Origin of the sequence: Cellulophaga fucicola (genome assembly GCF_900119145.1) — a bacterium.
Lineage (GTDB): Bacteria > Bacteroidota > Bacteroidia > Flavobacteriales > Flavobacteriaceae > Cellulophaga > Cellulophaga fucicola.
Map to the genome: position 1 here is coordinate 494919 of NZ_FPIY01000001.1, position 15212 is coordinate 510130.

General features: G+C 30.8%; 10 protein-coding genes. 4 read left to right on the forward strand and 6 right to left on the reverse strand.

Annotated features, from left to right (window positions below; translation table 11 throughout):
* Window positions 1-58 precede the first annotated feature (58 nt).
* Window positions 59-2965, forward strand: coding sequence for an FAD-binding and (Fe-S)-binding domain-containing protein (locus tag BT107_RS02170; protein ID WP_072302110.1), 2907 nt, complete (start codon window positions 59-61; stop codon window positions 2963-2965).
* A 10-nt stretch (window positions 2966-2975) separates the two neighbouring features.
* Here the strand turns inward: BT107_RS02170 and BT107_RS02175 are convergent, their stop codons facing one another.
* Entirely contained in the window at window positions 2976-3842 is an 867-nt protein-coding gene (locus BT107_RS02175) for a UDP-2,3-diacylglucosamine diphosphatase (RefSeq protein ID WP_072302111.1), read from the reverse strand.
* Between the two features lie 167 nt (window positions 3843-4009).
* On the opposite strand from BT107_RS02175, the gene aroC reads away from it, so the two are divergent.
* Window positions 4010-5071 carry a chorismate synthase gene (gene aroC, locus BT107_RS02180; protein ID WP_072302112.1) on the forward strand — a complete coding sequence of 354 codons (1062 nt, stop codon included), beginning with the start codon at window positions 4010-4012 and terminating at the stop codon, window positions 5069-5071.
* A 125-nt stretch (window positions 5072-5196) separates the two neighbouring features.
* Window positions 5197-6528 carry a dicarboxylate/amino acid:cation symporter gene (locus BT107_RS02185; protein WP_072302113.1) on the forward strand — a complete coding sequence of 444 codons (1332 nt, stop codon included), beginning with the start codon at window positions 5197-5199 and terminating at the stop codon, window positions 6526-6528.
* Between the two features lie 37 nt (window positions 6529-6565).
* On the opposite strand, the gene BT107_RS02190 is transcribed toward BT107_RS02185, so the two are convergent.
* From BT107_RS02190 to BT107_RS02215, 5 genes are all read right to left on the reverse strand, one after another.
* Window positions 6566-6751: a hypothetical protein gene (locus tag BT107_RS02190; RefSeq protein ID WP_072302114.1), complete on the reverse strand. Its 186-nt coding sequence runs from the start codon at window positions 6749-6751 to the stop codon at window positions 6566-6568.
* A gap of 307 nt (window positions 6752-7058) precedes the next feature.
* A complete protein-coding gene (locus BT107_RS02200; RefSeq protein WP_072302116.1) occupies window positions 7059-9080 on the reverse strand; it encodes a DUF4139 domain-containing protein in 2022 nt (673 codons plus the stop codon).
* Between the two features lie 108 nt (window positions 9081-9188).
* Window positions 9189-10454 carry a mechanosensitive ion channel family protein gene (locus tag BT107_RS02205; RefSeq protein ID WP_072302117.1) on the reverse strand — a complete coding sequence of 422 codons (1266 nt, stop codon included), beginning with the start codon at window positions 10452-10454 and terminating at the stop codon, window positions 9189-9191.
* A 42-nt stretch (window positions 10455-10496) separates the two neighbouring features.
* On the reverse strand, window positions 10497-10904 hold the full coding sequence (locus BT107_RS02210) for a thiol-disulfide oxidoreductase DCC family protein (RefSeq protein WP_072302118.1): 408 nt from the start codon (window positions 10902-10904) through the stop codon (window positions 10497-10499).
* A 39-nt stretch (window positions 10905-10943) separates the two neighbouring features.
* Window positions 10944-12818: a tetratricopeptide repeat protein gene (locus tag BT107_RS02215; RefSeq protein ID WP_072302119.1), complete on the reverse strand. Its 1875-nt coding sequence runs from the start codon at window positions 12816-12818 to the stop codon at window positions 10944-10946.
* A gap of 359 nt (window positions 12819-13177) precedes the next feature.
* Here BT107_RS02215 and BT107_RS02220 point away from each other — a divergent pair, with 359 nt between their 5' ends.
* Entirely contained in the window at window positions 13178-15133 is a 1956-nt protein-coding gene (locus BT107_RS02220; protein ID WP_072302120.1) for a thiol-activated cytolysin family protein, read from the forward strand.
* Window positions 15134-15212 lie beyond the last annotated feature (79 nt).

Here is a 15212-nt window from a genome sequence, read left to right on the forward strand (position 1 = left end):
GTTTAAATTACATTTAAGTGAATAAAAACTTATTTTAGTTCCCAAAAATTGTACCAAATTGAACATCGAACTACTTAACTCGCTAAGTCTTAATTTAGAAGGAGATTTATTAACCGATAAACTTTCTACTACTTTATATGCTACAGATGCATCTGTATACCGTAAAATACCTATAGCTGTTGCTTTTCCTAAGAATACAGATGATATTAAGCAATTGATAAATTTTGCATCAGAAAATAATATTGGTTTAATTCCTAGAACAGCTGGTACATCTTTAGCTGGGCAATGTGTTGGCGATGGTCTTGTGGTAGATGTATCTAAACATTTTACAAAAATATTAAATGTAGATGTAGAAAAAGGACAAGTAACAGTACAACCTGGTGTTATTAGGGACGAGCTAAACTTGTTTTTAGAGCCTTATGGTTTGTTTTTTGGACCAAATACTTCTACGTCTAATAGATGTATGATAGGCGGTATGGTTGGTAACAACTCATCTGGTACAACCTCTATACAATATGGTATTACAAGAGAAAAAACAGTTTCTTTAAAAACAATTTTAGCAGATGGTACAGACGCTAATTTTGGTAATTTAAGTGAGGCCGAGTTTCATAAAAAAAGGGAAGAAGATACTTTAGAAGGTAAAATATATAACTCAATTTATAGTGAGCTAAGTAGTAAAGAAACTCAAGAAGAAATTATATCTGAGTTTCCTAAACCCTCAATACACAGAAGAAATACAGGTTATGCAGTAGACGAGTTGTTGCATAACAGTGTTTTTGGTAAAGAAGGTAGCTTTAATATGTGTAAGCTTTTAAGTGGTAGTGAAGGTACTTTAGCTTTTACAACAGAAATTACACTTAGTTTAGATCCGTTGCCTCCTAAGTTTGCGGCAATGATTGTTACTCATTACAACTCTTTAGAAGATTGTTTGTCTGATGTGGTTCCGGTTATGGAGCATCAGCTTCATCTTTGTGAGATGATGGATAAAGTTATTTTAGATTGTACTAAAAATAACAGAGCTCAGCTAGAAAATAGATTTTTTGTAGAGGACGATCCTGCAGCCTTATTAATGTTAGAGATAAAGGCTGTAACCAAAGCAGATCTTAATTATTTAATAGATAGTTTATTAGAAACCATTAAAAAATCTGGATTAAGCTATGCTAGTCCTATTTTATTTGGAGACGATATTAAAAAGGCAGTAGAGTTACGTAAGGCTGGTTTAGGGCTTTTAGGGAATATGGTAGGCGATAAAAAAGCTGTTGCTTGTATAGAAGATACTGCTGTTGCTATTGAAGACCTTAAAGATTTTATAGACGAGTTTTCTGTAATAATGAAAGGTTATAACCAGAGTGCTGTTTATTATGCACACGCTGGTGCCGGAGAATTACACTTGCGCCCTATTTTAAATTTAAAAAAAGGCGATGATGTAAAATTGTTTAGAGATATTACTACAGATGTAGCTAAATTAACTAAAAAGTATAATGGTTCTTTTAGTGGTGAGCACGGTGATGGTATTGTGCGTGCCGAGTTTATACCGTTAATGATTGGTGATAAAAATTACCAATTACTACGTAGAATTAAATCTTATTTTGATCCTAAAGGAATATTTAACCCTGGTAAAATTGTAGATTCTTATCCAATGGATGAATCTTTTAGATATGAGATTGATAGGGTAGAACCAGAGATAAAAACATTGCTAGATTTTTCTGAGAGCGAAGGAATATTAAAAGCAGCAGAAAAATGTAATGGTAGTGGCGACTGTAGAAAAACAGAAAAGGCATCTGGTGCTATGTGTCCTAGTTACCACGTTACGCGTAACGAAAAAGATACAACAAGAGGTAGAGCTAATGCATTAAGAGAAATGCTTACCAATACAGATGAGACCAATAAGTTTAATCAAAAAGAACTTAAAGAGGTTTTTGACCTTTGTTTAAGTTGTAAAGCTTGTTCTAGCGAATGCCCTAGTAATGTAGATATAGCAACATTAAAGGCCGAATTTACATATCAATACCAAGAAGAAAATGGTTATTCTTTTAGAAATAAACTTTTTGCATATAATACAAAATACAATGCTTTAGGGAGTAAAATACCCAAAATCACTAATTTTATGTTTAATTCATCAATCTTTGGTGGGTTATTAAAAAATATAAGTGGTGTGGCTCCTGAACGTAGTTTACCTAATGTTTATAAATTTAATTTTGATTCTTACCTGAGCAACATCAGCAAACCTAAAATTAAAAATAAAGGAAATGTTGTTCTATATATAGATGAGTTTACAAAGTATTTAGATGTAAACCTAGGAATAGATGCCATACAAGTACTTACAAAGTTAGGATACAATATAGAGTTGTTTTATGCAGAAAGCGGAAGAACTTTTATATCTAAAGGATTTTTAAAAGAGGCTAAAGAAATTGCACTTAAAAACGTTGTTAGCTTAAAAAAATATGTAGATAAAGATGTAGCAATAATCGGATTAGAACCGTCTGCGATATTAACGTTTAGAGACGAATATAAAAAACTAGTTAGCGATAAAGAGTTGGTAAATGCCATTGCAAATAATTCTTTTATAATTGAAGAATTTTTGGCTAAGGAAATTGAAAAAGGGAACATTTTAAAAGGTCAGTTTACCAAAGAAGCAAAAACAGTTAAAATACATAGTCATTGTCATCAAAAATCTTTAAGCAACCAAAAAGTAACTTTTGATGTGCTAAATATTGTAGAGAACTATAAGGTTTCTATTATAAGTTCTGGTTGTTGTGGTATGGCAGGTTCTTTTGGCTACGAGAAAGAACATTATAAAACAAGTATGGCTGTTGGTAATTTAAAGTTATTTCCGGCAATTAATAATAGTGATTGTGATGTAATTATATCTGCAAATGGTACAAGTTGTAGGCATCAAATTTACGATGGTACAAAGCGTAATGCATTGCACCCAATAACAATATTAAAAGAAGCACTTATTTAATTAAGTGTTTTTACTCAGCAGTATTATCTTCAACCTTATTACCATCTGTAATAGGGTTGTTGCTTGTTATAGTGTTTATTAGCTCTTGCATATCCATATTTTTTATTTCTTCATCGGCAAAAAAAGGAGCTAATTTATCGTGATTATATTGGTATAGTTTCCAGCGTTTAAAAGAGTATTCTAAAGCAGTAAGGTTCTCTATCCAATCACCAGAATTTAGGTATACACAACGGCCATATTTATTTTCTCTTAATTCCTTTTTTGGTTGGTGTATGTGTCCGCATGCAACATAGTCGTACCCTTTTTCAATAGCTAGATTTATGGCTGTTTCTTCAAAATTGCTAATATATTTTACTGCGCCTTTTACGCTATTTTTAATGCGTTTAGAGAGCGAGTATTTTTCTCTTCCAATTTTGGTTAATCCCCAATTTAAGGCTCTATTTATCAGTATTAAAATATCATAGCCTTTACCGCCTAATTTTGCTAGCCATTTTGCGTTTGTTATAGAAGCATCAAAAACATCGCCATGGAAAAACCATCCTTTTTTTCCGTCTAAATCCAAAACAAGTTTATCTACAATATGTACGTTACCCATAACGGTACCACTAAATTTACGTAGCATTTCATCATGGTTACCAGTAATATAATAGACCAGAACACCTTTAGATGCCATTCCTATTATTTTTTTTAAAACTTTCATATGTGATGAAGGAAAATAACGCTTGCTAAACTGCCAAACATCTATAATATCTCCGTTTAAAATTAGAATTTTTGGGTCTATACTATTTAAGTAAATTAGTATTTCGTCTGCGTGACAGCCATAAGTGCCTAAGTGAACATCAGAAATTACAGCAACATCAATTTTTCTTTTCTTCATCTCTAGTTGTTTATACAAACTAACCCTTTCTATATGAAGTGAATATGAACAAACAATAAAAATTTTGTGATGATTATGTTAAGTGTGTATTAAGGCATATCTAAATTTTATATTCTGATGCTTATAAATTACCTTTGGGACTTATACATACCAATTAAATTAATTAGATGGCAGGAAACACTTTTGGTAACCTTTTTAAGGTAGCAACCTTTGGAGAATCTCACGGAGTAGCAATAGGCGGAGTAATAGATGGTTGCCCTTCTGGGATAGAATTAGACTTAGAGGCAATACAAACAGAATTAAACCGAAGAAAACCTGGACAATCTAAAATTGTTACACAGCGTAAAGAACCAGACACTGTTGAATTTTTCTCTGGTCTTTTTGAAGGTAAAACAACTGGAACTCCAATTGGTTTTGCTATACGTAACACCAATCAAAAATCTCATGACTACTCGCATATAAAAGATTCTTACAGACCGTCTCATGCAGATTATGTGTACGATAAAAAATATGGGTTTAGAGATTACAGAGGTGGTGGCCGTAGTTCTGCAAGAGAAACAGCAAGCAGAGTAGTAGCTGGCGCAATTGCAAAGCAATTTTTACCTAACATAAAAATTAATGCTTTTGTATCTCAAGTAGGAGAATTAAAACTGACAAAAAATTACAAAGAACTAAACTTAGAAGAAACCGAACTAAATCCAGTTCGTTGTCCAGATCAGAAAATGGCAGCAGAAATGGAGGCTTATATAAAAGATATTAAAAAGGAGGGCGACACTATCGGTGGCGTTATTACTTGTGTTTTACAAAACGTACCAATTGGCTTAGGAGAGCCTGCTTTTGATAAATTACACGCAGAATTAGGTAAAGCTATGCTAAGTATAAATGCCGTAAAAGGTTTTGAATTTGGTAGTGGTTTTAGCGGTGTAGCTATGAAAGGTAGTGAGCATAACGACCAATTTAATACAGACGGTACTACAAAAACTAATTTTAGCGGTGGTATACAAGGAGGTATAAGTAATGGTATGGATATTTACTTTAATGTAGCCTTTAAACCAGTTGCAACAATTATACAACCTTACGAGACTATAGATAAGGAAGGTAATATGGTAAAAACACAAGGTAAAGGTCGTCATGACCCTTGTGTTGTGCCAAGAGCAGTGCCTATTGTAGAAGCAATGGCAGCATTGGTTTTGGCAGATTATACCTTAATAAATAATAGCATTAAGTAAGTTTTAAGTTGAATTTACATTGAATTATTACTAATAATTGTCATCAAAAATTATTGATTCAATTTTATTTGGATGATAACAATCCAAAATGGTATATTACTCACAAAAAATTATAAAATTTTAGTATGAAGAAGTTGGAGCTGCATTGGCAGATTATGATTGGGATGGTTTTAGGTATCCTCTTTGGTTTTGGAATGGCGCAAGTCGTTTGGGGAAAACAATTTATATTAGATTGGATTGGACCATTTGGACAAATATTTGTAAATCTTCTAAAGTTAATTGCAGTACCATTAATATTAGCTTCATTAATTAAGGGAATATCAGACTTAAAAGATATCTCTAAATTTAGAAACATAGGTGTACGTACTATTCTAATCTATGTTTTTACTACTATAGTAGCTATTTCTATTGGTTTAGTTTTAGTTAATGTTATAAAACCAGGTGAAGGTATTTCTGCAGAGACAATTGAAAAACTAGCAAGTACTTATGCTAATGATAGTAGTTTGCAAGGCAAAATAGCAGAAGCAACTAGCCAGAAAGAAAGTGGACCATTACAATTTTTAGTAGATATGGTTCCTAGTAATGCTTTGGCAGCTATGAGCAACAATAAACTAATGTTACAAGTAATATTCTTTACCATATTTATGGGAATTTCTATGCTGTTAGTTGGTGAAAAAAGATCTAAACCATTAAAAAAGTTTTTTGACTCCCTAAATGATGTCATCTTAAAAATGGTAGATTTAATTATGCTTGCAGCTCCTTATGCTGTATTTGCATTATTATGTAAGGTTGTAGTAACGGCGGATGATCCAGAAATTTTACAGAAATTACTATCGTATGCAGGAGTTGTTGTTTTAGGATTATTATTAATGATCGCATTTTACTGCTCATTAGTATATTTTTATACAAAAAAGAACCCTATTTGGTTTTTAAAACAAATGAGTCCGGCTCAATTGCTAGCTTTTTCTACAAGTTCTAGTGCTGCTACTTTACCTGTAACTATGGAGAGAGTAGAGGAGCATATTGGTGTAGATAAAGAGGTATCTAGTTTTGTGTTACCTGTAGGAGCAACAATTAATATGGATGGTACAAGTTTATACCAAGCGGTTGCAGCTGTATTTATAATGCAAGTGCTTTGGCCAGAAGGCTTAACTTTAGGGAACCAACTATCTATAGTTTTAACAGCTTTATTGGCTTCTATTGGTTCTGCTGCAGTTCCAGGAGCAGGTATGGTAATGTTGGTAATTGTTTTAGAAGCTATAGGTTTTCCTGCAGATCTATATCCAATAGCATTGGCATTAATTTTTGCAGTAGATAGGCCGTTAGATATGTGTAGAACAGTTGTAAACGTAACTGGTGATGCTGCAGTATCTATGATTGTTGCTAAATCTGCTGGAAAATTACACGACAATCCTAAAGCACGGAATTGGGATGACAATTATGATAAAGTAAAATAGGAAAACTACTTTTATATGTAAAAACAGCATCAGACTATTAAGTTTGATGCTGTTTTACTTTTACAACTACATTGTTTTTAAAAATAATATCTAATACGTCTGTATCTATATTAAATATACCAGGTGTAAAACCCAAAGTATAAGCAATATGATCTTGGGTGTATTCATAAAAATCTTCACCTAACAATAGTATAACCTCTGTTTTAATTTTTCCAATAAGCATTTTACTCTCAATAATATCAGCAGATAATTCATAACGTTGCTCAGGAATATTGTTCCATTTTTGTTGATTAAATTGATATTTAGGGTAGTAAGAAATTATTGCTATATAACTAAGTTTAATAGCGGTGCAAAAACTATAGATAGTCCTATTGCAGTAATTCTTTTATACTTTAAAGAAACTTTATTACTTCTTTTTAAAAGCCAATTAAAAATGAAAAAAAAGACGATAGCTATAAATAGAATAATTAGTATTACCATAGTTGTAAATTAAATAAGCCCTTAGAATTAGAATTCTAAGGGCTTTATAGTTATAAAGAAATATGTTTGTTTTTAGGGAATTTAACTTGATAAGAGAAACGTTCTTTTTGTGTTTCTTTACTGTTTAAATTTACCTCCCAGGTTAGTAAGCCTTTGGTGTCATTGTAATTTGCATTGTACGTCTCTATTTCACTTACTTTAATTTCTTTGTTTTCAGATAAAGGAATTCTGTCCATTAGTTTTATAGTAACTGCTGTGTTTTTATTGTTTTTAATTTCAATATCATAAGCTCTATTTAAAACACGATTGTTACCAAGAAAAGATTTGCTTTTAAAGTTACGATCTTGTTTTCTTGTAACCGTTATTCCTGAATCTATACCTAAGGAAACAACCATTTCTTTTGTTGTTTTATAAGGATCAATTACTGTTTTACCTGCAAAGCCGCCTTTAAAGTAAATATTAGCTTCCCCTGGCAGTAAATTATATTGTTCCCAGTTTTTAAAAGATGCAGTTAAAAATACATTTTCATTTATAATAGGTATTGCTAAATACTGGTATGTAGTTTCTAGTTTAAAAGTATTTATTTCTATAGCAATTAGATCGCCATCAGACTTAATAGAATACGGTTTTTTAATTGCAAAAGTTGTGTTTGTTACATCGTCTTCTGTTGTACTCTTTTTTGTAGTTATAACTATAACTCCGTTACTTGCACGGCTACCATATACGGCTGTTGCTTTATAGCTATTTAAAACCTCTAAAGATTGTATATCATTAGTATCTATATCACCCTCTGTAAAATCTGGAATTGGTATGCCGTCTACAATGTATAAAGGAAGTTTTGGTTCAGAAATGCTAGAAGCACCTCTAACTCTTACACCTGCAACCTTGCCTTGTAATTCAGTACCATAACCTACTACAACAACTTCTTCCAATGCTTCATTATCTTCATCTAGTTTTGTGTTTATTATAGAAGCATAAATTGGAGTCTCAGCTGTTTGCATTCCTATATAAGAAAATACTAATTCTTGTCCTCTTTGTATTACTATTGTGTAATTACCATCAAAATCTGTTTGTGTACCAATGTTGGTACCTTTTATTAGTACGTTGCAACCAGGTAATGGTTGTCCGGATGCATCTGTAACTACACCAGTCACTTTTTTTACAGATGGATTGTAATAGTATTTATTTTTTTTAATTGCTTTGGATTGATAGTTGTATCCGCTAACAAAGTTTAGGTATTTTGTATCTATAACTGGGCTAGTTGTTTGTTTAACTGGGTTTCCGGTTGATAGATTAATTTTTACGTTCTTCCATTCGTTCCCAGTATTTTGGTACACATTGGCTTTGTATTTAAGTTGAAGATTACTACTGGTGTTTTCAGATTTAATATCATACGTTGGTACCCAACCAGCATCAGAAACAATGTAAGAAAGTACAAGATCTAAGTTAATAGTAATAGTTGTATCAAACGTAATAACAAGTTCTCCTTGAGCAACTGCTGGCCCAGATGTAAGTTCTTTAACTTGTAAGTTTAAATCTCTTATAGCGGTGTTTTTGGTTGCTATTTCTTTATTAATAGTAAATATCTCGTCTCTAATTTCAGTAATACGTTTTCTGTAATAGGTGCTAATTTGCTTTAATTTTTCTAAATCTAAACTTTCAGATGTAGAGCTTACTTGTCTGTTTTTAGAAATTAATAACTCTTCTTCTTGTAAGCCAGAAATTCTATTTTTTAAAAGCTCAATTTCTTCAGTTAATTTTTTAGTGCTTTCTATCATTGCTGTAGCTTCAGGCATAAGCATAAACTTATCTAAATAATTAATGCCGTAATCCATAGATAATATAGAAACCGACTTTAATCCGGAGATTTGAATGCTGTTTTCATCAATCTTAGGAGATAAACCAGTGAATTTTAATTCTGTTGTACCTTCATTTAAAACAAAATTACTAGTACGTGTAATTTGTGCGCCATTAAGGTATACAGTAACCTCTTTTATAGCAGAAGGAGTTTTTTTATCGTTTGCTGTTATTGCAATCGGAATTAGTAATAATAAGTAAAGTAGCTTTTTCATAGATATTAGTTTTTATGGTTGCGTAAACCTATGTATAGCAATACTTGTAAAAAACTAATAGTGTGTAAAGTGGTCTTTAGAGTGAGTAAAGTTGTTCTTTGGGCTAGTTTACGATTTAGGAGTGTTTTTAAAATTTGTGCTACTAGGAAGCTCAAACAATTCTAAATCAAAATAAGTAATGGCAGCAAGTAAATGGTCAAAAATATCTGACATTATATACTCGTAGTTTTCCCATCTTTTATCGCTGCTAAAAGCATAAACTTCTAGAGGTATACCTTGTGGAGTTGGTGCTAACTGCCTAACCATAACCATCATATCTTTATTTATTGCAGAATGATTTTTTAAATAGGTATCTGCATATTTTCTAAAAAGACCAATGTTGGTAAGGTTTCTTCCGTTTATTAAGATAGATTTATCTATGTTGTTACTTTTGTTATACTCTGTAATTGTTTCTTGTCTGCCAATGATATAATCTGTAATAAGACTTATTTTTTTGTATTTCTGAATATCTCTCGGCGCCAAAAACTTGATGCTTTCTTGTTTTACAATAAGAGCACGCTTAATTCTTCGTCCAGGAGAATTTGTCATTCCTCTCCAGTTTTTAAAAGAATCTGAAATTAATGCGTAGGTTGGTATTGTTGTAATAGTGTTGTCAAAATTTTGAACCTTAACTGTGGCAAGGTTAATTTCTATTACATCGCCATCTGCACCATAATTATCAAAAGAGATCCAATCGCCAATGCGTACCATATCATTTATAGATACCTGTATACTTGCAACAAAGCCAAGAATAGTGTCCTTAAATATTAATAATATTACGGCAGATGCTGTACCTAAACCAGTTAAAAACTTCCATAGTTCTATATCTGTAAGTATAGAAATAGCTAACAAAATACCTATAGACCATAAAAAGATCATAAATACTTGTATGTAACTATCTATGGGTTTGTCTTTAAGGTTAGGTAAGGTTTTAAAAAAATCTTTTAAGGTGTTAAGTAAGCTTCTAATAACCCAAAGCGTTAGTATAATACCAAAAACTTCTAGTCCTTTTAAAACTAATACTTGTGCTTTATCAAACCCATTAAAAACATAAGGCACTGTATTGTATGCTATAATTATAGGTACTATGTGTGCTATATTTCTTGGTACTTTATTGCGTACTAAAAAGTCATCAAAATTTGTTTTAGATAAGCTTGTAAAACGTGCAAAAACTGAAATAACCAGTTTTCTTAAAAAATAATCAAAAATATAAAGAGCTATAGCTAATAGTACAAGAAGTATTAATGTGTTTAAGTACTTAGCGTAAATATCACTTACACCCAAGTCTACTAAGTAGTCATGTAGTAAATAAGAAATTTGATTTAAACTGTACATAAAGATATTTTATATTTTAATGTTAAGTAATTGTACTATTTTTTAGTCTAAAAATTTAGATTTTAACTCGGGAGTAGGAATCATACAATTATCTTTTTTTCCAAACCATTTGTATCTATTTTTGGCAATGTAACTATATATCCAGTCTCTAAAAGATACTGGAATCTGTTCTAAAATCCATAAAAGGTGCCAAATACTTCCAAAATTACGACCAATTTTTAAAGCTGCTGTAGATTTTAAATAATAAGCAACACTAGGTTCTATTAGTATAATAGAATCTGTTTTTTGTTGATCTATATTTCTTTCTGATATAAATTTTTGACCAATTTCTCCTTGTAAAGTGGCAAACCTAAATTGGTCTTTCTTATCGTGTTTAATAATAAACTGTATAGCGTTGTTGCATAGATTGCAAACGCCATCAAAAAGAATTATTTTTTTAGTTGTATTCACACTACAAAGATAGAATACAAAGGTAAACTATCGCTGTTTTTATAATGAATTTAAGAAATCGCACAAATCTGTTTGTTTACCTAGATTAAGTTTCTTTTTTAATCTGTATTTAGACTTTAGAATACTATCTGGTAAAACATTAAAAATGGCTGCAATTTCTTTGGTAGATAAGTTCATTCTTAAAAAAGCAGCAAGTCTAATTTCTTTTTCTGTAATGTCTGCGTATATGGCTCTTAATTTATTGTCAAAATTATTATGTACATCTGCAAAATAAGATTTAAATAAGTCCCAGTCTTTATCGTCTGCAGTTTGCTTTTTAAGTAGCATTAGAATGCGTCTAAACTCTACATTAAACTTTTCAGGATTGTTTTTTAGTTTTTTTAAGTTTTCTATTAACTCTTGAGTAAATGTATTTTTCTGAACCAAATGCACGGTTAGGCTGGTTAATTCTTTTTGTTTGTGCTCAATTTCTTTTTTGTGAAGTTCGTTTTGCTTTTTCTGGTTGCTTTTATTTTTCTTAATTCTTTGTTTAAAAATAAAGAACAACATTATAGATAAAGAAACACCTGAAAACATACCTCCAGCATAAAGACTTTTGGTAAGTGTATCTACCTTAGATTTTTGGTGCAAATTTTTTATTTCTTCTTCATTTAAAGCTAATAGGGTCTGTTTTTTATCAGTTTCGTAAATAGTTTGTAATTCTTCTATTTGTTGATTTTTATTAGAGTTGTATATGCTATCCTTAAATTTCTGATGTTCTTTTAAATCTTTAATGGCCATATTAGTATTATTTAATTCTTCATAAGCCAAAGACCTTAGCTTGTAGAGATCCATTAAATAATCTAATCTTTTAGAAGGTATAGATTTAGTAATAGCAAGGTCTAAATACTCTAGAGCTTTGTTAGGTTCATCTAAATCTATATAAAGGCTACCGAGTTCTTTAAGCACATCTATATAATTAAAAGTAAAACCTTCTCTTTTATGAAAAACTAAGCTTTCTTCTAAGTATACTTTAGATTTTTCAAATTGTCTGGTTTCTCTGTAAAGTGCTCCTATATTTGTGTAGAGCATAGCTTCATTAGATTTAAGACTGTACTCTTTTGCAATTTTTAAACTTTCAGAAAAATTTTCTATGGCGCTATCATAATTTTTCAGCATTACGTAAGAAGTGCCAATTTGCAAGTACATATTACATTTCCAAACGTTATCGTTTTCTTCTGTGTATACTTTTAGTGCTTGTTTGTAATAATCTATAGCTTCTTCATAATTTTGTACATTATGTTGTATTTCGCCTATTCTTGCAATCATATCTGCTTTAAACATAGGATCTGCATCAATAGAATCTAATGTTTTTAAAGCTTGCATATATAGTTTTTGAGATATTCTAAACTGTCCATTACTTAAATAAACGCTGGCAATATTACCAATACAAGTGCTGAGTAATTCTATTTCATTATTTTTTTTATAAATTTCTTTAGCTTCATTAAAAAGTAGTAATGCTTCTTCTTTATTGCTATTTAATCTTTCTATATCCGCTAATTCAGACAAAGCTTTAGCATAAAAAATATCCTCATTTAACTCTTTGGCTAGTGACATTGCTATTCTGTGGTAGTAAACAGCAGAATCTAACTTATGTATTACTCTATAACTAACGCCAGATTGGTATGCAGCATTTAACATTTTTTTATTGTTACTAATAGACTTAGAAATTTGATAAGCCTTTAGCGAATATTTTAATGAAGATTTAGGATTTTCATACAACAATGTTGTGTACAAACTTTCTAAGACTTCTATTTTTTCTAAAGGATAAGTTTTTGTTTTTAAACTATTTTCTAAGCTATCAATTTTTTTTTCTGTTTGACTGTAACATAGCGTAGTAAAAAATGTAGCAACGACAATTATTAGAGTTTTCATAAGTAGAATTAAAAATATTTAGTAAACGAATAATTAAAATAATTGGGGAGTTTATTCTTATTCTTGGGTTCTAAGGTAAAGATTAAATGCTTTAAATTATATATATCATAACAATGTCTATTTGGGTAAAGTCCATTGTTTGTCTATAAAACAATGTGTTTTTTTATAATGATATTACTTTGTAAAACTCTGTTTTTGTTGGTGTTATAAGATTATTGTGTTGTGTTTTGTTTATTGGTTATTTAATGTGTTTAGAGTAATCATTATTCTTGTTTGTCCATACTTTGTCTATAATATTTTTTAGGCTAAGGAGGTATTAGCATCTAGTTTTGATAACACAAATCTTAAAATAATTAATGATGAAAGTAATGTATTTAAATAAGTTAAGAACAAACCTATGGGTGTTTTTAATGCTACTAGCAACGATAATTTCTTGTAATAAAGATGAAGAACCTAAAGAAGAAGAAGCAGTACCAGAAACCTTTTCTAGTGTTTTGGCTATGGGTAAAGAATTAGAAGAACCAATAGAAGAAGAAACAGAAGTTGAAAGTACAGAAAAAGAAGAAAGTATAACAAAAACTGACGATAATGGTTTACCTGTAGTAGAAAGTTGGAAATGTACAACTACTACATACGATTTAAAAAAAGGAACAGGTGGTGAAGAAGGATTTCCTTTATTTAGCCCTAACGCTAAAATAATTTATCCAGGAAGTTTACTACAAGGTAAAACTTTAAAAAACACAACTCCAGATGTTATATCGGTAGATCGTGCTGGTGGTACTATATCTTATGACTTAGTCAACGGAAACGCATCTAGCAATGTTAGTGTAGATGTTGTCTCTAAAAGTAGTATACAAGCAGCAATGAACAAAATTATAGCTGCGTCTCCTAATGTAGCACCTGCTAATTTTACCTTTGAGTACGAACAAGTACAAACAAGAGAAGCTCTAGCTATAAGTATGGGCTTGGATGTTAAATCTGCTTTTGTAAAGGCAGGAGCTAGTTTTGATTTTGAAAATGAAGATAACAGTAATAGAATTTTGGTTAAGTTAAAGCAAACTTTTTATACTATGTCTATGGACTTACCAACTAGTTTAGACGATTTGTTTGCAGACTCCGTAACTCCGCAGGATTTAGCTAAATACGTGCAAGATGATAATCCTGCCACTTATATTAGTGATGTTACCTATGGTCGTGTGTATTATATGTTAATAGAATCTAGTTCCTCTTACCAAGAACTAAATGTTGCAGTAAATGCCAGTTTTGGAGCATTTGGCGCTAAAGTTAAAGCAGACTTAGAGGTAGATTATTTAAAAGAGTTAAGTAACCTAAATATTAAAGTAATTGCTTTTGGTGGAGATACAGAATCTACAATATCTAGTATTGGTGTAACTAACTTAAGTACATTAGTTGGCTTATTATCTAAAAGTGCAGTTATTGGTTCTGGTTTACCTATTAGCTATGTAGTGCGTAGTGTAAATACAAACCAAATAGTTGGCGTGCAACTTGCAACAGAACTTAGTGAAACAGAATGTATTCCTCTTTTTAGTAATGGAGAACCAATACAAACTAAGCATTGGAGAGGTAATATTTTAAATAAAATGGGAGGAGTAGGAGCAGCTTTTGAGCGTAATTCTGGAGAGTTTATTTTGATAAATAAAACAGGAGATAAATATATACGTAGTTACAATGGAGAATTAGATGGTCCTTATGATGTAACTAATTTGTTTGAAGGAGATTTTCCGTTTTTTACAGGTGATAAAAATAATAATAATTTTGATGGCATTGGTGCAATAGTAAATATTAGAAACAATAGTAATGAAGATAGCATAGATAATGAAAGACAATTTTTAGCAATTTCAAAAAGTGGTTTGCAGTTTAAATACGCTAGCGGAAATTCTTGGGAAAGTTTTACTAGCGTAGCAGATCTATCTGTTGAAAAATTAAGCACTATTGGGAATAATCCTTTTGGTGTTAGTGGTATTGGAGCAGCACTAAATGTTTTTTATGAGGTAGAAGACAAGGAGACCGGTTATTATAAAAGCTCATTACATTTTTTTAATAAGGTTGGTACTAAACGAACTTTGTTCTGGTCAGGAAGTAGATACGGAAAAGGTGGAGAGATTAGTGATTCATCTGATTTAACTTCAACTTTTAGTCAGTATAAAAATATACCTTTTACAGCTATTGGTGCTGCATTAAGATTTGATGTTGGGGGTAGTAAAAAATATATAATATTTGATATAACAGGTACAAAATACACTATATCTGATATTACGTCTGCTACTGGGTTTTCTCCAGCCTATAGTTTATAATTTAAAAAACAGTTAGTAAAGCAATACTTTACTAACTGTTTTTTCTTCAATATCTAGTAACCTACTTATGCTTATTTAA